Origin of the sequence: Archangium minus, assembly GCF_044360475.1 — a bacterium.
GTDB lineage: Bacteria > Myxococcota > Myxococcia > Myxococcales > Myxococcaceae > Archangium > Archangium minus.
Map to the genome: position 1 here is coordinate 10,453,704 of NZ_CP043494.1, position 20,883 is coordinate 10,474,586.

The following is a 20,883-nucleotide window of genomic DNA, read 5'->3' on the forward strand; positions in this document are numbered from 1 at the left end:
GTTTCAAGTCCGTGGCCACCCCAACAGCACCGCCCCGAGCATCACCAGTCCGGCGCCGGCGAGCTGCCGCCGACCCATCCGCTCGCCCTGGAGCGCCCCGAGCCCCAGCGCGAACGCGATGGACGTATTGCGCAGGGTGAGCACGGCGCCGGTCCCACTGCTCACGAGCGCGACGAGCAGTAACGAAAAGGACAGCGTGCAGAGGACGCCGGCGGTCACAAGCAGCAGGGGCCGAGTCATCACCTTGCGGACCAGCACGCCCCAACCCGCCTCTTCCCGGCGGCGCAGGAGGACGAGCAGGGGAAGGGCCACCCCCAGCGACAGGGTGAACACAGCCGGAGGCTGCGCGCCCTCGCCCAGGGCCCGCTTGTAGCTGAGGTTGAACCCAGCGATGCACGCGGCACACACGAGGGCCCAGAGCACGCCCTCGCCCACCGCGCCTCGAGGCAGCACGAGGTTCATCACCGCCATGCCCAGGGCCACGGAGGCCGCTCCGGCCACGGACCAGGGTGTGAGCTGCTCGCCCAACCACAGCACGGACACGGGCCACACGAGCAACAGCGCCCCACCCCGAGACACCGTGTACGCGAGCCCCAGCGGCGCCCGGCGCAGCGCCCGCGCGAGCGTGACGAGGTACCCGCTCTCCAGCACGCCGGCCACAATCGACCAGAGCAAGGCCCCGGACGTGGGGAAGGCCGCGCCCTGGAGGCCGAGTGCCCACAGGCCTCCGCACACCACGGTGACAGCGATGACACCCACCACGGCGGACTCAGGGTCCTCGTGACGCTTGAGGAGCGCGTTCCACAGCGCATGGAAGAACGCGGACGACAACACCCACACCAGCGCAACAGGGCTCAACGAGTCTCCAGGGGATGAGCGCGAGGCGGGCGCACCCTACCCCCACCCCTCGCCTGTCCGCCTGCTCCACCTCAAATATGCATTTAAAATGCACATTTTGCGGGCTCCAGCCCCGCGTACGCACCGCTTGCGCGCACGGAGCGTGTGGGCACGGGGGAAAGGGGCCTGGAACGGGGCTTGCTCTGGGGAGGCCACAACCCACTGACACCCTCCTTTCAGGAGCCCCCGGTCATGCAACACCGCAAGCTCTGGTTCGGCCTAGGCGCCGTCGTCCTCCTCTCCTTCCTGGTGCTCGGAGGCCAGGGAGTTCGCATCTCGCGCACGCTGCCGCCCATCCCCGAGAAGGTGATGACGACGGAGGGCACGGTGCTGCTCACGGGCGAGTCCATCATGCGTGGGCAGAACGTGTGGCAGTCCATCGGAGGCCAGCAGGTGGGCTCGGTGTGGGGCCACGGTGCGTACGTGGCGCCGGACTGGAGCGCGGACTGGCTGCACCGCGAGGCTCTCTTCGTGCTGAACACCTGGGCGCGAGCAGAGGGCAGCTCCTCCTATGGCGAGGCCCCAGCCGAGAAGCAGGCGGCCCTGCGCGAGCGGCTCACCGCGATGATGCGCACCAACACGTATGACGCGAATACGGGCACGGTGACGTTGGCCCCGGAGCGCGCCGAGGCGATGCGAGACAACGCCGCACACTATGCGGACGTCTTCGCCAAGGGCCGCTCGGCCTACGCCATTCCCGAGGGCGCCCTGACAAACCCCGAGAAGCTGAAGGACCTGGGGGCCTTCTTCTGGTGGACGAGCTGGGTGGCCTCGACGACCCGGCCAGGAGACACCGTCAGCTATACGCAGAACTGGCCGCACGAGCCGCTCGTGGGCAACCAGCCCACGGCCGGCATGACGCTGTGGAGCATGGCGTCGGTGGTGCTGCTGCTCGCCGGAGTGGGCGCGCTCGTCTGGTACCTGAGTGGCAAGAAGGAGGATGAGGAGCAGCCGCTGCCCGAGAAGGATCCGTTCTCCGGCCTCCAGCTCACCCCGAGCCAGAAGGCGACGGGCAAGTACTTCCTGGTGGTGGTGGCGCTCTTCCTGGCGCAGGTGGGGCTGGGCGGAGTGACGGCGCACTTCGGCGTGGAGGGGGCGGGCTTCTATGGGGTGCCGCTGGCGAAGTACCTGCCCTACGCGGTGACGCGCAGCTGGCACACGCAGCTGGGCATCTTCTGGATTGCGACGGCGTGGCTGGCCACGGGCCTCTTCGTGGGCCCGGCGGTGAGCGGGGTGGAGCCGAAGTACCAGCGGCTCGGGGTCAACTTCCTCTTCGTGTGCCTGCTCATCATCGTGGTGGGGGCGCTCTTCGGACAGTGGGCCTCGGTGCAGCAGCGCATGGGCAACGGGGATTATTGGTACTGGTTCGGCCACCAGGGCTGGGAGTACGTGGACCTGGGCCGCTTCTGGCAGATCTTCCTCTTCGTGGGCCTCTTCGTGTGGCTGTTCCTCACGGCGCGGGCGGTGTGGCCGGCGCTGAAGAAGCCGTCGGATGGCCGGCCGCTGCTGGTGCTCTTCATCATCTCCTCGATGGCCATCGCGTCCTTCTACGGAGCGGGCCTGATGTACGGGCAGCGCAGCCACATGGGCATGGTGGAGTACTGGCGCTGGTGGGTGGTGCACCTGTGGGTGGAGGGCTTCTTCGAGGTGTTCGCCACGGTGGTAATGGCCTTCCTCTTCACGCGGATGGGAGTGCTGTCGACGCGCACGGCAGTACCCGCGGTGCTCTCCTCGACGATTCTCTTCCTGAGCAGCGGCATCATCGGCACGTTCCACCACCTGTACTTCTCGGGGACGCCGTCGGCGGCGATGGCGCTGGGCGCGACGTTCAGCGCGCTGGAGGTGGTGCCGCTGGTGCTGGTGGGCCGCGAGGTGTGGAGCCACATCCGTCTGTCGCGGCTGCAGGGGTGGATGGCGCAGTACCGCTGGCCCATCCTGTTCTTCATCGGAGTGGCCTTCTGGAACCTGGTGGGCGCGGGGCTGTTCGGCTTCCTCATCAACCCGCCGATCGCGCTCTACTACATGCAGGGCCTCAACCTGACGCCGCTGCACGGCCACACGGCGCTCTTCGGGGTGTACGGCATGCTGGGCATCGCGCTGATGCTCTTCTCGTTCCGGATGATGCAGCCGGAGGCGAAGTGGAAGACGAAGCCGCTGGCATGGGCCTTCTGGAGCATCAACGCGGGCCTGGTGTTGATGGTGGTGCTGTCACTGCTGCCCATCGGCGTGCTGCAGACGAAGGCGGCCATCGAGCAGGGGACGTGGTGGGCGCGCAGCGCGGACTTCATGCAGACGCCGCTGATGGACACGCTGAGGTGGCTGCGGGTGCCGGGTGACGTGCTCTTCGCGGTGGGGGCCCTGCTGCTCGCGTGGTTCGTCGTGGGGCTGAAGACGGGCTGGTCGCTCGAGCGAGCGGAGGCACCCGGAAAGCAGCCGGCGCCCGAAAGACTGGGAGCGGCTGCCCCAGCCCACGCTGTGCTGCGCCGCTGAACTCCCTCTCCCGCCGGGAGAGGGTCGGGGTGAGGGTACCGAGGACCCCAGGATGAAGGACTGGCGAGAGGCGACTCAGTCTCCTCGCCTACCCAGCGCACGAGAGGGAAAGGAGCGATTTGCCCCACGAGGCGATCGCTCCCAGCCTGTTCCGGGGCAGAGCAACGAACACACGCCCACGGAGACGGCACATGCGAATCCTGGTGATTGGGGCGACGGGGACCATCGGGCAGGCCATCGTGCAGGCGCTCGAGGGACGCCACGAAGTGCTGAAAGCAGCGCGCAGCCATGGCACCCATCCCGTGGACATCACCTCGAAGGACTCACTGCTGAAGCTCTTCCGGTCCGTTGGTCCCGTGGATGCGCTCATCTCGGCGACGGGCTCCGCGGCCTTCAAGCCACTCACGCAGCTGGGAGACGAGGACTTCCAGTTCAGCCTGAGCAACAAGCTGATGGGCCAGGTAAATGTCGCGAGGCTCGGGCTCGAGCACGTGCGCGACGGGGGCTCCATCACCCTCACCAGCGGGGTGCTCGCGCAGGAGCCGATGCCTGGTACCTCCGCCATCGCACTCGTCAACGCGGCGCTCGAGGGCTTCACGCGAGCAGCGGCGCTGGAAATGCCGCGAGGAGTACGCATCAACGTCGTCAGCCCGCCTTGGGTGAACGAGACGCTGCAGGCGCTCGGGATGAAAGGCGTGCCGGGGATGCCTGCGGTCCAGGTGGCGCGCGCCTACGTGGAGAGCGTGGAGGGCAAGGGCAATGGGCAGGTGCTCGACGCGCGCAAGTTCGCCTGAGAGCCATGGCCGCGGCCGCTACGAGCCGAGGCGCTTGCGCAAGGTGTAGAGGGCCCACGCGCTGAAGAGGATGCCGAGAACACCCAGAGCCAGAAGCACGAAGGTCCGCCGAGCAAGGAGACTGGAGCCGAGATAGACCGTGCCCACGGCATACGGCAGCTCGGCGAGGGCCAGGATGGCCAGGTACTTGCGGAGCCCATAGCGAGCCAGTCCGAGCACGTAGCCAGGAAGCTCGGAGGGCACCGCCAGTTGGAAGAGGAGCACCAGGCCCCAGGAGCTATGCCGGGAGATGCGCTCCTCGTAGCGTGCGAGCAGCTCCGCGGAGACGAGCCGGCGGACGAGCGTGCGGCCCCAGAACCGGGCGAGGCCATAGGCGCAGGCGCCACCCAGGATCCACCCCAGCCACAGCAGGAACACGCAAGCAAGCTCGCCCCAGGTGTGGATGGCCACGGGCACGAGCACCGCGCTGGAGAAGAAGGCCAGCATGGCCGAGAGCGCGGACAGGAGGACGAAGAGCGCCGCGCCCCAGAAGGGGTGCTCCCCAACGATGGGCCCAGCCTTCGCGAGGACCTGAGCCAGGAGGGATTGGAACGCACCAGAGGAGGCGAGCAGGACCAGGGCCCCGAGGAGGAGCAGGAGGAGGAGCACTCGCTTCCACCCCGCGGGAAGCGGCACGGACTGGTGGTTCGAGGTCACTGGGATAAGGGTTCGCCCTCCCCTCCCAGGCGTCAATACCGGGTCGCCCTCGGAAGGTCCGGCTCACGCCGTTGGCAGGGGGGCCGAGACCACCTCCCCCATAGACCCTCACCCCGACCCTCTCCCAGAGGGAGAGGGAGGGCGGACAAGCTCAACCGCCTCGGGGCGTGCCGCAGTCGGAGCAGAAGCGGGCGTTGGGTTTTAGTTCCGTGCCGCACTGGGTGCAGTGCGCCTTGGCCGCCGCCAGCGGCTTGCCGCACTCGGAACAGAACTTCCCACCCTCCACACGCGCGTTGCAGTGCGGACAGGCCGAGGCCGCCACCGAGCGGTGGGCCTTCATGTCCAGCGACTCCACCTGATCCACCTTGCGCGCCTTGTCCCAGGCCTGCTCCACGGACACCTTCGCCTGGATGTGCGCGGCCTCCTCGTTCAGGTTCGGGGCGCACTCCTCGCACAGCCCGCGCGCCTCGTTCCAGCACGCCTGCGGGCACACCCACTGGCCACAGCGGGTGCAGTGCTTGAAGTGCTTCTTTCCCTCCTCCACCGCCTCGGCGTAGGCGTCGTCCCAGGCGCTCCCGCGCAGCGCGTCCTTCAGGTGATCGCCCGCGTAGGCCGCTCGCGACAGCGTGCCCCCGAAGAAGGAGCCCGCCGCGCGCAGGATGCCCGTCGCCATCCCCACCTTGTTGGCGATGAAGGGCGACATGTGCCCGTTACGGCACTTGTCGCAATGGAACTCGAACTGAAAGCCGTAGTTGTTGGAGCGGTCGGTGTAGTTGCGGGTGAACTGGATCATCGCCATCGGCGTGAGCCCCCTCTGCGAATCGAAGCCACCCGCAACCCTACCATGCCACCCCTCGGGCCTACTTCTTCCAGACGGCCCAGTTGGTGCCGGAGTTGACCAGCGTCCAGCCCGTGCCCGGGGACCACGCACCGGAGCCGATCTTCATCGCCAGGCTGCCGCTGTTGCCGGTGATGATGGCGGCGTACTTGCTCGTGTCCGCGGCCTGGATGCTCACCGCCGACGTGGAGGTGACGCCCTTCTCCTTGCGCGCCGCGATCAAGCTCTTGATGGCGGCCGCGTGGCCCCAGTCATAGAAGTGCACCCAGTAGACGCAGGGGATGCCCGGGTGAGTCAGGATGTAAGCGTAGCCCTGCATCACCTTGTCGCCGGGGAAGGCCCAGTGGTTCTGGCCACCGCTCGGAGAGCTCGGGCCCGTGTCGTGGTTGTCGATGAAGGTCACCGACTTGGCCGCCCACCACCCGATAGCGCCCGAGGGCTTGCCCGCGCTGTCCTTCAGCCGCCAGAACTCGTTGTACTGCACCGCCTGCTGGAGGAGGCCCTTGGTGGTGAAGTCGAACGCCGTCGACTTGCCGCCCGTGGCGTCGATCCAGTTCATGAGTTGCTGGCGGTGGGCGTCGGGGTTGCCCAGGTTCAGGTCCGTCCACAGCTCGCCCACGGAGAAGTAGGGCACCGTGCCGGTGTTGTAGTTGCCCACGTACGAGCCGTTGAAGCCCTTCACGTAGTCGTAGCGCCAGCCGTCGTAGCCGATGCTCGACTTGAGCCAGTTCATCCAGCTCTTGAGGTCCGTCTGGACGGTAGCGTTGGTGTGGTCCAGGTCACGCGCGGCGCTGTAGCCATCACCCGTGTCGTAGTTGCCGGTGGCACCGGTCCACTCGTCGCCCTTCGTCACGGCCCACGAGCCCCAGGTGGGGTTGGTGAAGTCCGCCCAGTTGGTGGTGCCCACGCGGTGGTTGACGACGATGTCCGCGAGGGCCTTCACGCCGTAGGTGTGCAGCGCGCCGATGGCCGCCTTGAGCTGCGCCTCAGTGCCGTACTTGCTGTTCTGCACATAGAGCTGCCGCGGCAGGTAGCCCTCGTTGGAGGCCGCGTCGCTGGACGGCGGGAACCACACCATCGTGAAGCCGCTGTTCTTGATGTCCGCGGCCTTGCCCTGGATGACGCCCCACCACGGGGACGTCTCGGTGGACCGCCAGTGGAAGCCCTGCAGCATCACGTCGCTGCTGTTGCCATCCATCGGGCCCGCGTACGCGGCCGACGACACCACCAGACCCAGGGCCCACGACAACGACACCACTGCGCCCGACACCTTCTTCTTGAACATCGAGAGTTTCTCCGGGGGTAAGAAGATGAAGCGGGCAGGCGCTTTACAGCTTCTTTACTTGTCAGGCGAGCAGACGACTTCCTTACACGTATGACACGTCTGTTAATGTCGGATACCCAACTACCCATGACAGGGCATCAATTGAAGGGATTGAGGTAAGACAGCGCGGCTCGAGGGGGTTAGGATGGGAGCAATGGCCGAACAGTCCCCCCCCTATTGGGTCCTCATCTCGGTCCTGTTCAGCTCGCAGCCGCTGTCGCCCGCGCTCGCCATGACGTTGCATCAGGCGGCGTACGACCTCTACCGGCGCGGCGAGTCGGTGCAGCCGGTGGCGGGAGATCTGCTCACCGGCAAGGTGCACAACCTGCGCAAGGACGTGCAGATGGGGAGCATCTCGGGTCCCGCCTTCGAGGCGGAGATCGAGACGGAGCGCGGCTCCGGCGTGGTGCGCTTCCTGCTCACCCGCCAGGGGCTGGAGATGATGCAGGACATGCCTCCCGAGCCGCCCCCGCCGCCCCGCCCGAAGTACCTCAATTGATCACTTCTTCGCCGTGCTGTTGAGGATGTGGGCCACAGCGCTCTTGACCCAGTCCTTGATGGACGCGGTCTCGAAGGGGGTGGCCTCGCGCTGGGGATACTTCTTCTCGAAGTAGTTCACCGCGGCCACGCCCATGGCGAAGGCGGTGCCTCCGCTGGCCGCGCCCTTGAGGAGCCAGCCCGCGACGGGAATCCACCCCACCGTCTCGCCCACCACCGCCGTGGCCGCTTTGCGCGCGATGATGCCAGCACCCAGCGTGGGGATGAGCCCGAGCGCCTCGCCCATGCTGAGCTTCTCTCCGTAGATGCCGGCCACGTGGTAGATCATGTAGGCCTCGATGGCCGACGTGACCGCCGTGTGCGCACCAGGCACGGGAATCGGAATGGCCGCCGCCCCCGCTGCGCGGAGCGCGCTCTCCTCGACCCACTCACGTGCCGCCTTGTCTGCATTCATCAGTGCCCCCCCTGGGCTGGTGTAGTGGGAGGGCACTCTACTGGAAACACCCGGCGATACGAAGAAACCAGGTTTTCTCAGCGCAAGGGGTTGCGGTGTATCCACTCGGCAGAGCGGTGCAGGGGGCGGCGCAGATGTGATAACGGGTGCGCCGCCCGCCGGTCTGCCGACGGGGATGGGCGGTGCTCAGGTCGCGGCAGAAGAGGTGGAGGGCGTCTGCGAGGCAGCCGCGCGCGCGGCCTTCCACATGGGCGGCAGCAGTTCCTCGAGACGGCGCTGCGGCCAGCCCTGGGCGAGCTTCTCCAGCACGTCAGCCAGGTACGCCCACGGCTCCACCCCGGCCAGCACGCACGTGGCCACCAGCGTGTACACGCACGCGGCGCGCTCGGCTCCCGCGTCGCTGCCGGCGAAAAGGTAGTTCTTCCTGCCGACGGCAATCTCCCGCAGCCGCAGCTCCGAGGCGTTGTTGTGCAGCGGCAGGCGCGCGTCCTCCATGAAGCGCGTCAGCGACTTCCACTGGTTGATGGCGTAGCGGCACGCCCGTGCCAGCGGACTCTTCGGCGGCTCCCGGTTGTAGACTTCGGCCATCCAGCGCCCCAGTTGCTCCGTGACAGCGCGTGAGAGCGTGTCACGCCTGCGCAGCCGCTCGGTCTCCTCCACCTGCTGCTCGTCGGCTTCGCGCTCCACCTCGAAGAGCCGGCCGATGAGAGAGAGCGGCAGCGCCGCTCGTGTGTCACCGGCGTCCAAGGCCTCGACGAAGTAGCGACGGGCATGGCTCCAGCACCCACCTCCACCGCGGTGGCGCCCTGGCGGGTAAACAGCTTGTCGTAGCCCTTGTACCCGTCCACCAGCAGCCAGCCCTCACGCTTGTCCAGGAAGGACAGGGGCCCTTCTTCCTTCCAGTCCGGCGTGTAGACGAAGGCCGCCCAGGTGGTGTCCCCCAAGTACACCCACATGTGCCCGCGCTTGAGTCCGTTGGGGTGCTCTCTGTCGAGCACCTTCAGGTGCGTATCGTCGCTCTGCAGCACGTGCGAGGCCAGCGCCCGTTGGGCCACCTCCCGGGCCAGCGGCTGGAGGGTGTCGGCGCCCGCGGCCACCCAGTCCGAGAGCGTCGAGGTACGCAGCTGCACGCCATGGCGCGCGTAGATGCCGCTCAGCCGGTGCAGCGGCAGGTGGTCCTTGAATTTGGAGACGAGGACGTGGGCCACCAGGCCCGGTCCGGGCAATCCCCCCTCAATCACCCTGTCGGCGGGAGGCGCCACCACCAGCCCGTCACCACACGGCCGGCAGGCGTACTTGGGCCGTACCTCCTCAATCACCTTGAAGTGGCCAGGCACCCACTCCAATGTCTCACTCTTCTCCTGGCCACAGCACGTCTTGTCCCGCCCGCATGCCTCGCACCGCAGCGCCTCGGGCGGGGGCTGGTGGACGCGCTGCTCGCGCGGCAGGCTGGAGGGCAGCGGGCGGCGCCCGTGCCCCTTGCGCTCCTTCTTTCGCGATTCCTTGTGGGGTGGCTTGGAGGGCGGCGTGGAGCCCGCCGCGACGCCTGCGTCCCCGGCCTGGGCGGCGCCGCTCTTGGGCCCCGGCGTTCTGCTGGCCCAGTTGCTCCAGGAACAGCGACAGTTGCTCGGCGGAGAGCTTCTCGCTTTGGCGGCCAAACCGCTGGCGCAGCGCCTTGCGCAGCCGCAACTCCAACTCGGTGTTCTTCTCCACCAATTGCGAGAGCAGGCCCACCACCAGCTCAATCACCTGCTCGTCCTGGCCCTCGGCCAGCAGCGTGCGCAGCAGCGCCGCCACGCCGTGTACGTCCGTCGTCTTCTTGCCGGGAGCCGCGCCGCTCATGTCCCGGGACATGAGCCATGACCCGGACCCAGGACGCAAGAGGTATTCTCAAGCAACCGACTTCTCAGGTGGGGGCTGCCAGCGAGGCCGGCGGACACTGGCCTTCAAATCAATCCCCTCCAGCAGCAGGGTGAGCTCCACCGCTTCCAGGATGACGGCGCCCGTGTCCTCCGGTAGCGGGCGCGGCAGGCGGAAGCTGCCCTTCTCCAGGCGCTTGGAGAAGAGGCAGAAGCCACCGGAGTGCCACCACAACACCTTCACCATGTCGCGCGTGCGGTTGAAGAAGACGAAGAGGTGTCCACTCAGCGGGTCCTCTCGCAGGACCTGTCGTGCCAGCAAGGACAGCCCGTCGAAGGACTTGCGCATGTCCACCGGCTGGCTCGCCAGGTGGATGCGCACCGAGGAGGGTAGTGTCAGCATGCTTCCTCCAGCGCCCTCACCAGCCGCGCCAGCGCGTGCGCGTCGAAGCCCGGCTCCACTCGGATGCGCCGGCCCCTGGCCAGTAGCACCTCCATGCTGGCTGTGCCCGGTGCCCCACGTGCTTCTGGCGAGGGCGGCGCCGTGACGTGCACCGGGACGAACGAGAGCGCCGGGCCCGCCTCCCCGGCCCGCCGCTTCTTCCACCACCTCAGCCGCTGTGGCGTAAGCCCATGGCGGCGGGCGAACTCCGCCACCGACAGCCCGCTCGCCTCGTAGGCCTCCAGCACCGCCTGCGCTTCGGCCTCCGTCCAGTAGTTGCTTGCCGCCGCCCTCGCCAGCGTTGCGTCCACTCTTTCCGTGTTGCGTCCCATGTCTACACCTCCTGGAACGCGACGCTGAACGGCTCCTCCCTCACGCGGAAGGTGTGGTCCACCGAGCGCTTACGTTGCGGTCAGTGCAGCCGCTCCTTCTTCACGCCCGTCTTGCGCTGGAGCTTGGGCTTCGAAGGACGGGGTCGCTTGTGCGTCTCACGACGACTGGCCGATCTGGCGCACAGAAGGGATTGAAGCCCTGCGGGGGACAGCGGGTTGGAGCGGAGCGGTAGAGGAAGGCCGCTGACGGGAGCCCAAGAGCTGTGCGCCACGCCGGTGCGCAGGCCGTGCCATGTTCACGCCGGCCTCAACGAACCTGTCCGGGGGCCGGCTATCGAAGGGGGCGAGGTGGGACTGGTTGAGATGGAACTCCGCCGAATCCTCGATGGTGAGGATACGCTCCTCGCCGGGGATGAGAGAAGAGACAATGTTGAGCAGCGTCGTCTTGCCCGAGCAAACCTCGCCCTTGCGTTCGTCACTCCAACCGGCGCCAGGCGTCTGGTGCCTCCCGAGGGGCAACCCTGCTCCTCGCCACGGATGGAATCCGCGGATATTCATGCTGGGTTGAGAGGCCCAGGTGCTCAGCCAGCATCACCAGAGCCAGCCCTTCCACGGAGAGCCTCGCCTCCGTGGACCAGCGCTCACGGGAAAGCCGCTGCGCCTGGTAGAGCCGCTCGTTCCGTTGTTCTTCCGAGGTGAGGAATTGGTTCAACGCCTCCTCGAAACGCTGCTCGTCACGAGCCAGCAGGGCTTGGCAGACCTCCAACCGGGGCTCCTCGGAGCCCTGGAGCACTCTCTCCATGCGTTGCAGCATCGCGCGCCCCTCGTTTTCCGGCTGATCCAGGACGCAGTGGTCCATCAGGAATCGGACATAGAGGAAGTCCTCCTCGTATTCGGTTCCCGCCTCATGTGTTCTGCGAGAACAGGAGGCGAGCTGTCGTGCCCCATCGAAATCATGGGCACCGATCGCATCGAAGAAGGGGGAGGCTCTGCTGAGAATGTGCTGGGTGGCACCGCCGTTCAGCAGGCTGTGTAGGAAGACACGCCCGCTGTGGTACAGGTGCCTCTGGAAGGCAGAGGAGTCGCACAGTAGCAGTATCCAGCCAATGCCCATCAGCCGGTGGTTCTCGCAGAAGGTCAGGACCTCTCGCTGGGTTGCCTCTCCGGAGAGCAGTCGCGGCAGCAACTTCTCGTTCCCGTAGCGAGCGTTGCTGATGAAGATGGGCAGAAACCTGGTGCTCACGACCGCCCCCCCGCTGCCCGGAGACACAATGAGCCCACGTCACCATGCTCAGAGCTGGAGAGGACGAGCGCGTGTCTGCTCAAGGAGTACTTCCTGGCGAAGGACCGCACTGAAATGCAGGCTCCCACGGTGCCGCTCGCGGCCCCCACGTCGCCAATAGAGATACAAGGCATGACGAACCTCGTCCGCTCGGACAACAGGTTCGAGAGCCTTACCTGGGCGTGACCCCACTCCCGTGCCCGCCAATTCTCGCCATTCAAATCAATGAAGATGTCCCCCGCGAATCGGCCTTCGAGGTGGGCGCTGGAGATACATTGCGCCGTTGCCCTCGAGAGGCCCTCTCCCACATTCTCACTGGGCTTCTGGAAGAGGAAGGCTTTCGGTTCGTGGCCGGTGGCCATGGCTTCAACGAGTGCCAACACGGGCGCTTGCCGTTGGCGGGCGTTGAGCTGGGACTCAAGAAGCAGACACGCCCCTGCTTCTCCGGGCATCAGCCCTACGGGATGTTCGGGCGTCTTCAGCCGGCGATGGGTCAAAAGCCACTCCAGGCTGGACCCATCGAGATATGAATCCGTCGCGAGGATGACGACCCGCGTGTACCGTCCTTCATTCAACCACTGCTCCGCTAGCAGGACTGCATGGGCGGTGCCTGCATGGCCAAGGCAAATCTCATGGATGGCGCCCGCCCTCTGCGGCAGGTGCAAGAGCGCGCCCAAGCGCTCCCGGTACGTGCGCCCCATGAGCTCGGGCCCATGCTCCTGGACCTCCAGGAAGCGGGTCGCGTCCATCCGCGGGAGCACGCATATCCATCCGGTGCGCTCCCAGAATCCGGCATCGTCCAAGGAAGGCAACGAACCTGTCCGACGCAGATCTTCCACGCAGGCCTGTGCCATCCTCAGCCACCGGCCAATCGGACCGAAGCCTTCCGTGCACGCGGCAATGGGGTGGCCGAATATCGGTACGGGTTCCACCAAGTCCTCATCCAGGCTCGTACAGTCCAGTAGAGGGCGAGGCCGTGTAATTCCAGCCCGGATGGATGCACAGGATTGTATGACGCCCCATCCTACGCTCGACACCATTCCCAACCCCGTGACGACCAGACCCATGAGGCACCTCCGCCTGTCCTCAAGCCGATGCAGAAATGGCCAGGGGCTCGAGTTGGATGTTGGTGAACCCGCGATCCTTCAGGGATTGCGCCAGCGGCTCCGAGACGACATAGGTCGTACGTTGTTTGTCGATCCGGAAGAACGGAGGCAGATTGTTCAGTTTCGCCGCGTCCAGCACGAGCTGAGCGATCCGTACGACGCCGCCCTCGGGCCCATACTCCACCCCACTCGCCTTCTCGTTCAGGCAATCATGAGAGCCAATGGGGTTGATGATGAAATAGTCCCGACTGTACAACCGCTTGCGGTGGTCATACAGAGCGAAGGGCAGGTATTCCACTTCGACATCCTGGCAATAGGAGGCGATGACTTCTTTCATTTCCGAGCAGACGATCAGATAACTGTTCGTATTGCCCAGAAGGGAAGTCAACCGGATGCCTGGGTTCTCTTCCTTCAGGAATATCTTGGGGTCCTTGGGATAGTAGGGCATGGCGTTGTCCCCTAGAGCCATGCAGTACTTGTACAAGCCTATCCCTTGTGGAAAACCATTGACACGGCAAAGGTCCGGATCATTCAGGTTCCCGAGAGTATGAAGGCGGAAGAACTGCAAGTTCAACCTCGTTGGGTGATGAGGAGTGAATGGACGCTCACCAGGCAGCGACCTACCTGCTCAGAGGCCCGCCTTGAGACGTTGCCCCATCTGCTCGACCGAAGTGAAGCCTTGCGTGCGCCGGGCGGCCGCCACCTCGCCATAGAGGGTTTCGGCTTCCTTCGTGAGAGTGGTCGCCAGATCCTTGTATTTGGGCTCCTCTGTTTTTTCTTCTTTGTGCTTCTTCATGATCTGCTCGAGAGCGGCCATGAGACTGCTTTTGAGCCTAGCCTCTACATACTCATCATAGGCGCTGTGGCTGCATTGTTTCGTCTCCCGGTGGATGGGGAGTTGGAGCGCGTCCCCCACCTTCTCATCCATGGGAAGAATGAGCATGTTCTCCATATGATGGACGCAGTAGGGCGCTTCGAGAACCTCGGCGACCACTTTGATGACGAGCTCGTTCGAGCCTCCCTCCTCGGGGCCAAAGATGGCCAGGAAGATCTTTCGCAACGTGGCGTCTGGGACGACGTGGTGGGCCTCGTGGTAGTAAGGAACGTTGCAGTCCCACTTGAAGTTGCGCTTGTCGCGAGAGATGTCCCAATCTTCTGGCCTGGGTTTGGCGACCTCATGCAGGTACATGCCCTTGTTGTCCGGAGATAGGGTCGCCTTCAGCCCACGGTTGACCACCGCAGCAACGGCTTTGTGATTACCTCGGAACAGTAGCTCCCACGAGCCCTCTCCTACCGCTTTCTGGAGTTTATACGTTCCAGAATGGGCTAGGGCTTGCTCGAAGGCTTGCCACCGATGCGAGCAAGAGCATTTCTCTTTGTAGCCCGGCTCATGTTTGGCGAGACATCGTCCTCCGTTCTTGGCTCTCACTTCCTTGTGGGGAATGCCTTTTCCCAGGAATGCCAAGTGCTTACTGGTACCCATAGGGGAAGTACGGTAGGTGGCTTGGAAGATGCCGTCAACGCAGTCAAGCCCAGTTCTGGTTCGGGTCGCGCACGTAGACGGAGCGGATGGGACCCACGGCGCCGGTGCGCAGGATGGGACCCTCCTCGATGGAGACGCCCAGGGATTGAAAGTGGGCCCACCTCCACGAGCGGCACCCGTGCCACGAAGCAGAGGTCCGCCGAGTCAAGCGTGGGATGGTGGGCCCTGGGTTCGAACGCCCTGTCCAACTCGTGCGGGTCGAGCTTCTGGTTGCCGAGCTACAGCGCGGACCGGCCCTGGCCGAACGTCTCCGCGTTCATGCCGGGCATCAGTGCAGCCGCTCCTTCTCCACGCCTGCCTTGCGCTGGGGCTTGGGCTTCGAAGGACGGGGCCGCTTGTGCGTCACCATGCGGGAGATGCCGTAGTAGAGCTGATCCTCGGTGTACACCTTGCGCACCCGGGGCGTGCCGGGGACGTAGGCGGGCCCGGGCCGCTCCAGCCACTGCAGCACCTTCAGCTCCCCCGAGTACGCGAAGGGCTCGAGCACTTCCTTGGGGCACTGCTTGAGGTAGCGGCGCACCAGCGGGCGCAGGCGGCGGGTGAAGTCCTTGCCCAGCACCGAGTGCCTCCGCCCCGCATGCAGCGTGCCGTCGAAGCGCCGCGACATGTGGAAGAGCTCATGCATCACCGTCTCGACGCGGCCCTTGGGTGTAGAGGAGCGGAAGAAGAGCGGACGCAGGGTGATGCAGTAGAGCATCCGCCGGCCCCGGATGCGGATGATGGGCTTGCGGCGTCCGGTACGGTCCGTGCTGCGCCCGCCCCGGAAGCACAGCGGCTTCACCGTGCCGCGCGAGGCCCGCCTCGCCTCGCCCGCGATGACCAGGATGCGGCTGGCCCTTACGTGGGAGAACTCGGGCATCTTCGCGGCGATATCGCGAATGAGCGCGCGGACAGCCTTGTTGAGGTTCGGGCGGCGTGGGGCCACGGTGTAGTCAACAGTGTACAGCAAAACCCCTTGAGGACAGCCGGAACCCGCCACACCTTCGCGCCATGCGTTCCGCCCCGCGTGCCATCGTCCAACTCCTGACGCTCGCCGCCTGGGTCACCGGGTGTGCCTCCACGCCGTCCTCGGCCCCCATGGGCCCCGTCTCGCTCGGCGCCGAGGAGACCCGCGTCACCTCCCAGGGCCTCACCGAAATGCAGCTGAGCTACGCCGGTCAGCTCACCAGCTCCGGCCCTGCCGTGCTGGAGAAGGCGGACTACGAGCTCGTGTCCGACGGACAGGTGGTGGAAAAGGGCTCGGCGCCGTTGGGCGTCACCCTCTCCCCGAATGCGCCCACGCCCTTCTCCTTCCAGGCGGATGCCGCCTACGTGCGCACCCCGGAGGACCTGCGGGCGCTGAGCGAGCGGGGAGGCACCCTGCTCGTGGCCCTGCGCGGCACGCTGACGGTGCGCTCCGGGGAGGCCGTCCAGACGCTCCCCTTCGCCGCCTCCCGGCAGGTGCGCGTGCCCCGGCTCCCCGTGGTGAAGCTGGAGGGCCTGGATGGAGCGCGCTATTCAGAGGAGAAGGTGGACCTGATGGTGCGCCTGGCGGTGGAGAACCCCAACCCCTTCCCCCTGCGGCTGGAGGGGCTCAGCTGGGCCCTCACCGTGGGCGGCCGGAAGTTGAGCGAGGGCACGCAGGGCAAGTACGACACCGTGGACGCGGCGGCCACCGGGGTGTATCCCCTGGAGGTGGCGGTGACGAAGGAGACGTGGGGGCAGGACGTGAGGGCGCTCATCGCCAAGGGGACACTGCCGTATGAGATCGCGGGCGAGCTCACCGGCCCGCTGGTGCGTGTCCCCTACTCGCTGTCCGGAGACGTGAAGCTCAACGTGTCGCGGTAGTGCCCATCTATCTGCTCGGAGATGACCCGGAGCTCTTCCCTCCCCCGGAGAGGGCGGACCGCAGCGGACTGCTGGCGGTAGGGGGTGACTTGAGCCCCGAGCGCCTGCTCGCCGCCTACTCGCAGGGCATCTTCCCCTGGTACAGCCCAGGCCAGCCCATCCTCTGGCACTCGCCGGAGCCGCGCTTCGTGCTGACGCCGGACAAGCTCCACGTGGGCCGCTCGCTGCGCAAGACGCTCAAGGCCGGCCTCTACGACATCCGCTGGGACACCGCCTTCAAGGACGTCATCACCGCGTGCTCCAGCGTGCCGCGCCCCGGGCAGGACGGCACGTGGATTACCGACGAGATGCTCGAGGCCTATGTCACCCTGCACGAGCTGGGCTTCGCGCACTCGGTGGAGGCGTGGGCGGAGGGCGAGCTGAAGGGCGGCTTCTACGGCGTGTCGCTGGGGGCGGCCTTCTTCGGCGAGAGCATGTTCGCCCGCGCGCCGGATGCCTCGAAGGTGGCCTTCGTCACGGCGGTGGAGCGCTTCCGCGAGTGGGGCTTCCACTTCATCGACTGTCAGGTGGAGACGGAGCACCTGGCGCGCTTCGGCGCGGAGCACTGGCCGAGGAAGCGCTTCCTCCAGGCACTCCGCAAGGCCCTGGAAGAGCCCACCCGCCACGGCAGGTGGACGACCCCCTGAGCCTCACGACAGGGGCAGCTCGAGGCGGAAGGTGGCGCCCTGACCCGGGCCTCCGCTCTCGCACGTGAGGGCGCCCCCCATCTCCTCGGCCTCCAGCGCGCTGATGTGCAACCCGAAGCCGTGCCCTTCCGTCTTCGTTGTGAAGCCCTGCGTGAAGAGCCTCGGCACGTTCTCCGGGGCAATCCCCACCCCGTTGTCCGCCACGGCGATGCGCAACATCTCTCCGGCTCGCTCCACCCGCAGGGTGAGCTGCTTGTCCTGGCGTCCGCTCTCCAGCAGCGCATGACGCGCGTTGCTCACCAGGTTCACCAAAATCTGCAGCAGCTTGTGTCGGTCCACCAGCACCGGAGGAACCTGAGCGCAGTACTCGCGCCGCAGCTGGATGCCCAGGCGGTCGAAGGATACGGCGAGCAGGCGCAACGCATCGTCGATGAGCCCGGGCACCTCCACCCGCTCCGTCACGCCAGAGAAGCGCGCGTGCTTCTGCTGCATGCTCACCACCGACTTGATGTGGTCCACGCTCTCGCTCAGCCGCCGCATCTCCTCCAACACGCCCTCCCGCTCCTGTTGGAGCTGAGCCGAGAGCGCCTCGAGGTAGGCCGGCAGCTGGCGGCCCCGAAGGTCCTCCGTGAGGAAGGTGCCAAGACTGGAGCCGTTCTCCCGCAGCAGCTCCACGGCCCGCTCCAGGCCGACGACGCGCGAGCCGCGCACCCGCTGCACCACCACATCCGCTGACACGTTCACGCTGTTGAGCGCGTTGCCCACGTTGTGCAGCACGCCCGTGGCGATCTCCGCCATGCCCGCGTGGCGTGACACGTCCAGCAAGCTGCGGTGCATCTCCTCCAGCCGCGCCTCGGCCTCCTTGCGCTCGGAGATGTCCCGGCCGAAGACGGTCATCCCCACCACGCGCCTCCCCTCCCACACCGGGTTGAACGTGATTTCCAGCGTCCGGATCCGACCGTCCACTGGAAGGGAGACCTCCGTCCTCAGACGCTGGCCCGTCACCGCTTGCGCGAACCGCTCCCGTAGCACCCACCTCTCCTCGGGAGGAGACAGCTCGTGGAGGGACCCGCCCGTGAGGACCGCCCGGTTGCGAAGCTGGTGGAACAGCTCCCTCGCCACGTGGTTGGCGGTGACCAGTCGCCCCTCCAGGTCGAGCGCCAACACCAGGTCGTCCGTGCTCTCAATGAGGCTGAGCAGCTTGCCCTCATTCTCGCGCAGCGTCTTCAACGCCCGCTCTAGCGCCGCGTGGGACTCCTCACGCGCGGTGCTGTACAGCCAGCTCAGAGACCACGCCAACAACAGGCAAAGGGCCGCCATGGCGTTCTTCATCCAGGCGAAGCCATCGGCGAAGAGCGGACGCACCTGGCCGAAACCCGAGTGGTAGAACTGGTGGAAGAACGCCGTGTTGAAGATGAAGACCGCGGTGAAGACGAACCCCAGGCGTGCGCCGAGCAGGTAGACCGACAGGATGGGCACCAACATGCCCGCCGCATGCGAGACGGAGTTCGGATTCTCGACGATCAGGGTGGTCACCACGAATGATGCGGTGAGCGTCGAGCACAGGATGAACGAGGGCAGGTGGAGGGAACGCACCCAGCGCACCAACAGCAGCACCAGCAGGTAGCCCACCAGGCACCCGAACCCCATCACACGCTGGATCGGGCTCGCCTGCTGTTGGGACCCGAGCGGGACCACCAGGAAAAGCACATCCATCGCCAGCAGCAGGCACGTGGCCCCAATCAGGACCCGGTAGCGGCCGAGCTCTTCCGGGGGCAGTTGGCGCTGCGCCTCCGACAACCGTCCATCCAGCCAGCTCAGCAATCCCGCGCGTGGGCTCCAGCGCATCCACGCACTCCTCTCTTCCCCCACTTCGTCTCAGGCTCCTGGATTTTAGCTAAAGGAGAAGGTTCAAATATACCTGAAATCAAAGGCGCGCGCTCAGGCCGTGATGGGTAGCTCGAGCGTGAAGGTGGCGCCCTGGCCGAGGCCTCGGCTTTCGCACATGAGGCCACCTCCCATCTCCTCGGCCGCGAGCGCGCTGATGTGCAGCCCGAAGCCGTGCCCGTCCTTCTTCGTCGTAAAGCCCTGCGTGAAGAGCCTCGGCACATTCTCCGGGGCAATCCCCACCCCGTTGTCCGCCACGGCGATGCGCAACATCTCTCCGGCGCGCTCCACGCGCAGGGTGAGCTGCTTGTCCTGGCGTCCGCTCTCCAGCAGCGCATGACGCGCGTTGCTCACCAGGTTCACCAAAATCTGCAGCAGCTTGTGTCGGTCCACCAGCACCGAAGGAATCTGAGAGCAGTACTCGCGCCGCAGCTGGATGCCCAAGCGGTCAAGGGCCACGGCGTGCAGGCGCAACGCATCGTCGATGAGCCCGGACACCTCCACCCGCTCCAGGATGCCGGAGAAGCGCGCGTGCTTCTGCTGCATGCTCACCACCGACTTGATGTGGTCCACGCTCTCGCCCAGCCGCCGCATCTCCTCCAACACGCCCTCCCGCTCCTGTTGGAGCTGAGCCGAGAGCGCCTCGAGGTAGGCCGGCAGCTGGCGGCCCCGGGGGTCCTCCGTGAGGAAGGTGCCAAGACTGGAGCCGTTCTCCCGCAGCAGCTCCACGGCCCGCTCCAGGCCGACGACGCGCGAGCCGCGCACCCGCTGCACCACCACATCCGCTGACACGTTCACGCTGTTGAGCGCGTTGCCCACGTTGTGCAGCACGCCCGTGGCGATCTCCGCCATGCCCGCGTGGCGTGACACGTCCAGCAAGCTGCGGTGCATCTCCTCCAGCCGCGCCTCGGCCTCCTTGCGCTCGGAGATGTCCCGGCTGAAGATGGTGATCCCCACCACACGCGTCCCCTCCCACACCGGGTTGAACGTGATTTCCAGCGTCCGAGTCCGGCCCTCCAGGGGAAGGCTCGTTTCGACCTTCAGACGCTGACCTTCCAAGGCCCGCGTCGTGTTCTCCCGGAACAGCGTCCGCAGCGAGGGAGGGGACAACTCGAAGAGGGACAGGCCTGGCTGGAAGTCCCGGCCGGTGACCGCGCGGAACAGCGCCTTGGCCACGTGGTTGGTCGCCACCACGCGCCCTTCCAGGTCGAGCGCCAGCACCACGTCATCCGTGCTGTCGATGAGACTGACCAGCTTGCTCTCGCTCTCGCGCAACGTCCTCAGCGCCTGCTCCAGCGCCGCGTGAGACTCCTCGCGCGTGGTGCGGTGCAACCAGTTCAGCACCCATCCGCCCAACAGGGAGACACCCGCCAGGAGGCTGTCCACCCCGGCCCACTCGCTGACGAGGACGGGGTGCGGTCGGCCGAGAATCCAGTGGCTGAGCTCATGGAAGAACACCGCGTTGAGGGCGAAGAACGCGGTGAAGACGAGCCCCGGGAGCGGCCCCAGCAGGTAGACGGTCAGGGCTGGGACCAACATGGTCGCCGCGTGCGAGGCCGTGCCAGGCTCACCCACGACAAGCGTGGTCAGGATGAACACCGAGGACAGGCACGTGCACAGCAGGAAGGCCGGAAGGGAGGGTGAGCGCAACCGGCGCACCAGCCCCAACACGCCCCCAAAGCAGACCACGTTCACCAGCACCGACAGCGCCACGGGCAGGCGATCCGCCGGAGCGTACGCGGCGACAGCAGGCAGGAAGAGGAGGTTGAGCACCAGCAGCAGGCCCGTGGACCCCACCACCACCCGGAACCGGCTGAGCTCAGCCGGAGGCAACTGGCGTTGCTCGTCCGTCAGCCAGGCGTCCAGCAACCCCAGCACCCGGGCGCGAGGAGACCCGCATCCATGCATCCACGGCTCCTGCCTCACTC

At 66.5% G+C, this 20,883-nt stretch carries 21 protein-coding genes and 1 pseudogene; 5 read left to right on the plus strand and 17 right to left on the minus strand.

Translation table 11 applies throughout. The features are described 5' to 3' along the window. Positions 1–3: 3 nt before the first annotated feature. Positions 4–858 (minus strand): EamA family transporter, encoded by an 855-nt coding sequence (locus F0U60_RS42785; protein ID WP_395808780.1) that lies wholly within the window; start codon positions 856–858, stop codon positions 4–6. 231 nt (positions 859–1,089) lie between these two features. Here F0U60_RS42785 and F0U60_RS42790 point away from each other — a divergent pair, with 231 nt between their 5' ends. Both F0U60_RS42790 and F0U60_RS42795 read left to right on the plus strand, forming a co-directional pair. Further along, positions 1,090–3,387, plus strand: a complete 2,298-nt coding sequence (locus F0U60_RS42790; protein WP_395808782.1) for a nitric-oxide reductase large subunit — start codon at positions 1,090–1,092, stop codon at positions 3,385–3,387. Positions 3,388–3,578: 191 nt separating this feature from the next. Then, positions 3,579–4,181, plus strand: coding sequence for a short chain dehydrogenase (locus F0U60_RS42795; protein WP_395808785.1), 603 nt, complete (start codon positions 3,579–3,581; stop codon positions 4,179–4,181). Positions 4,182–4,199: 18 nt separating this feature from the next. Here the strand turns inward: F0U60_RS42795 and F0U60_RS42800 are convergent, their stop codons facing one another. From F0U60_RS42800 to F0U60_RS42810, 3 genes are all read right to left on the minus strand, one after another. Next, positions 4,200–4,829, minus strand: a complete 630-nt coding sequence (locus tag F0U60_RS42800) for a TVP38/TMEM64 family protein (protein ID WP_395808787.1) — start codon at positions 4,827–4,829, stop codon at positions 4,200–4,202. 199 nt (positions 4,830–5,028) lie between these two features. After that, positions 5,029–5,676: a zinc ribbon domain-containing protein gene (locus tag F0U60_RS42805; RefSeq protein ID WP_395808789.1), complete on the minus strand. Its 648-nt coding sequence runs from the start codon at positions 5,674–5,676 to the stop codon at positions 5,029–5,031. Positions 5,677–5,737: 61 nt separating this feature from the next. Further along, on the minus strand, positions 5,738–7,000 hold the full coding sequence (locus tag F0U60_RS42810; RefSeq protein ID WP_395808791.1) for a glucan 1,4-alpha-maltotetraohydrolase domain-containing protein: 1,263 nt from the start codon (positions 6,998–7,000) through the stop codon (positions 5,738–5,740). A 193-nt stretch (positions 7,001–7,193) separates the two neighbouring features. Here F0U60_RS42810 and F0U60_RS42815 point away from each other — a divergent pair, with 193 nt between their 5' ends. Then, entirely contained in the window at positions 7,194–7,538 is a 345-nt protein-coding gene (locus F0U60_RS42815) for a hypothetical protein (RefSeq protein WP_395808793.1), read from the plus strand. On the opposite strand, the gene F0U60_RS42820 is transcribed toward F0U60_RS42815, so the two are convergent. The 11 genes and pseudogenes from F0U60_RS42820 to F0U60_RS42870 form a co-directional block, all read right to left on the minus strand. Beyond that, the gene (locus F0U60_RS42820) at positions 7,539–7,991 is read right to left on the minus strand and encodes a DUF697 domain-containing protein (protein ID WP_395808795.1); all 453 of its coding nucleotides are present in this window, start codon (positions 7,989–7,991) and stop codon (positions 7,539–7,541) included. A 186-nt stretch (positions 7,992–8,177) separates the two neighbouring features. Then, complete coding sequence (locus tag F0U60_RS42825) at positions 8,178–8,738, minus strand: transposase (RefSeq protein WP_395808797.1); 561 nt, start codon at positions 8,736–8,738, stop codon at positions 8,178–8,180. 62 nt (positions 8,739–8,800) lie between these two features. Next, a pseudogene (tnpC, locus tag F0U60_RS42830) lies at positions 8,801–9,451 on the minus strand (IS66 family transposase); the annotation flags it as partial. Then, positions 9,342–9,845 (minus strand): transposase, encoded by a 504-nt coding sequence (locus tag F0U60_RS42835; protein ID WP_395808799.1) that lies wholly within the window; start codon positions 9,843–9,845, stop codon positions 9,342–9,344. The gene F0U60_RS42835 and the pseudogene tnpC, both read right to left, overlap by 110 nt. Before the next feature lie 36 nt (positions 9,846–9,881). Continuing rightward, complete coding sequence (tnpB, locus tag F0U60_RS42840) at positions 9,882–10,253, minus strand: IS66 family insertion sequence element accessory protein TnpB (protein WP_395804316.1); 372 nt, start codon at positions 10,251–10,253, stop codon at positions 9,882–9,884. After that, positions 10,247–10,624 (minus strand): IS66 family insertion sequence element accessory protein TnpA, encoded by a 378-nt coding sequence (tnpA, locus tag F0U60_RS42845; protein WP_395804338.1) that lies wholly within the window; start codon positions 10,622–10,624, stop codon positions 10,247–10,249. Before tnpA ends, tnpB begins: the two co-directional genes overlap by 7 nt. Positions 10,625–10,780: 156 nt before the next feature. After that, entirely contained in the window at positions 10,781–11,182 is a 402-nt protein-coding gene (locus F0U60_RS42850; protein ID WP_395808801.1) for an ATPase, T2SS/T4P/T4SS family, read from the minus strand. Then, entirely contained in the window at positions 11,100–11,867 is a 768-nt protein-coding gene (locus F0U60_RS42855; protein WP_395808803.1) for an Imm49 family immunity protein, read from the minus strand. The genes F0U60_RS42850 and F0U60_RS42855 overlap by 83 nt, the downstream gene beginning before the upstream one ends. Positions 11,868–12,992: 1,125 nt before the next feature. Beyond that, positions 12,993–13,481, minus strand: coding sequence for an imm11 family protein (locus F0U60_RS42860; RefSeq protein WP_395825694.1), 489 nt, complete (start codon positions 13,479–13,481; stop codon positions 12,993–12,995). Between the two features lie 159 nt (positions 13,482–13,640). After that, a complete protein-coding gene (locus F0U60_RS42865) occupies positions 13,641–14,477 on the minus strand; it encodes a hypothetical protein (RefSeq protein WP_395808805.1) in 837 nt (278 codons plus the stop codon). Between the two features lie 346 nt (positions 14,478–14,823). Beyond that, positions 14,824–15,480, minus strand: coding sequence for a hypothetical protein (locus F0U60_RS42870; RefSeq protein ID WP_395808807.1), 657 nt, complete (start codon positions 15,478–15,480; stop codon positions 14,824–14,826). Positions 15,481–15,545: 65 nt separating this feature from the next. Between F0U60_RS42870 and F0U60_RS42875 the strand changes: the two genes are divergently transcribed. Continuing rightward, positions 15,546–16,382 carry an LEA type 2 family protein gene (locus F0U60_RS42875; RefSeq protein WP_395808809.1) on the plus strand — a complete coding sequence of 279 codons (837 nt, stop codon included), beginning with the start codon at positions 15,546–15,548 and terminating at the stop codon, positions 16,380–16,382. Then, positions 16,382–17,068 carry a leucyl/phenylalanyl-tRNA--protein transferase gene (gene aat, locus F0U60_RS42880; protein WP_395808811.1) on the plus strand — a complete coding sequence of 229 codons (687 nt, stop codon included), beginning with the start codon at positions 16,382–16,384 and terminating at the stop codon, positions 17,066–17,068. Before F0U60_RS42875 ends, aat begins: the two co-directional genes overlap by 1 nt. A gap of 3 nt (positions 17,069–17,071) precedes the next feature. Here the strand turns inward: aat and F0U60_RS42885 are convergent, their stop codons facing one another. Together F0U60_RS42885 and F0U60_RS42890 are read right to left on the minus strand one after the other, a co-directional pair. Continuing rightward, positions 17,072–18,916, minus strand: a complete 1,845-nt coding sequence (locus F0U60_RS42885; RefSeq protein ID WP_395808813.1) for a nitrogen regulation protein NR(II) — start codon at positions 18,914–18,916, stop codon at positions 17,072–17,074. A gap of 93 nt (positions 18,917–19,009) precedes the next feature. After that, positions 19,010–20,863, minus strand: coding sequence for a nitrogen regulation protein NR(II) (locus F0U60_RS42890; RefSeq protein ID WP_395808815.1), 1,854 nt, complete (start codon positions 20,861–20,863; stop codon positions 19,010–19,012). Between the last annotated feature and the right edge of the window lie 20 nt (positions 20,864–20,883).

What these genes read in the sequence shown, in the direction of transcription:
- F0U60_RS42790 (WP_395808782.1), top strand. Translation starts at nt 1,090, where the DNA reads ATGCAACACCGCAAGCTCTGGTTCGGCCTAGGCGCCGTCGTCCTCCTC.
- F0U60_RS42795 (WP_395808785.1), top strand. Translation starts at nt 3,579, where the DNA reads ATGCGAATCCTGGTGATTGGGGCGACGGGGACCATCGGGCAGGCCATC.
- F0U60_RS42805 (WP_395808789.1), bottom strand. Translation starts at nt 5,676, where the DNA reads ATGGCGATGATCCAGTTCACCCGCAACTACACCGACCGCTCCAACAAC.
- F0U60_RS42810 (WP_395808791.1), bottom strand. Translation starts at nt 7,000, where the DNA reads ATGTTCAAGAAGAAGGTGTCGGGCGCAGTGGTGTCGTTGTCGTGGGCC.
- F0U60_RS42815 (WP_395808793.1), top strand. Translation starts at nt 7,194, where the DNA reads ATGGCCGAACAGTCCCCCCCCTATTGGGTCCTCATCTCGGTCCTGTTC.
- F0U60_RS42820 (WP_395808795.1), bottom strand. Translation starts at nt 7,991, where the DNA reads ATGAATGCAGACAAGGCGGCACGTGAGTGGGTCGAGGAGAGCGCGCTC.
- F0U60_RS42835 (WP_395808799.1), bottom strand. Translation starts at nt 9,845, where the DNA reads ATGTCCCGGGACATGAGCGGCGCGGCTCCCGGCAAGAAGACGACGGAC.
- tnpB (WP_395804316.1), bottom strand. Translation starts at nt 10,253, where the DNA reads ATGCTGACACTACCCTCCTCGGTGCGCATCCACCTGGCGAGCCAGCCG.
- tnpA (WP_395804338.1), bottom strand. Translation starts at nt 10,624, where the DNA reads ATGGGACGCAACACGGAAAGAGTGGACGCAACGCTGGCGAGGGCGGCG.
- F0U60_RS42850 (WP_395808801.1), bottom strand. Translation starts at nt 11,182, where the DNA reads ATGAATATCCGCGGATTCCATCCGTGGCGAGGAGCAGGGTTGCCCCTC.
- F0U60_RS42860 (WP_395825694.1), bottom strand. Translation starts at nt 13,481, where the DNA reads ATGGCTCTAGGGGACAACGCCATGCCCTACTATCCCAAGGACCCCAAG.
- F0U60_RS42875 (WP_395808809.1), top strand. Translation starts at nt 15,546, where the DNA reads ATGCGTTCCGCCCCGCGTGCCATCGTCCAACTCCTGACGCTCGCCGCC.
- F0U60_RS42885 (WP_395808813.1), bottom strand. Translation starts at nt 18,916, where the DNA reads ATGCGCTGGAGCCCACGCGCGGGATTGCTGAGCTGGCTGGATGGACGG.
- F0U60_RS42890 (WP_395808815.1), bottom strand. Translation starts at nt 20,863, where the DNA reads ATGCATGGATGCGGGTCTCCTCGCGCCCGGGTGCTGGGGTTGCTGGAC.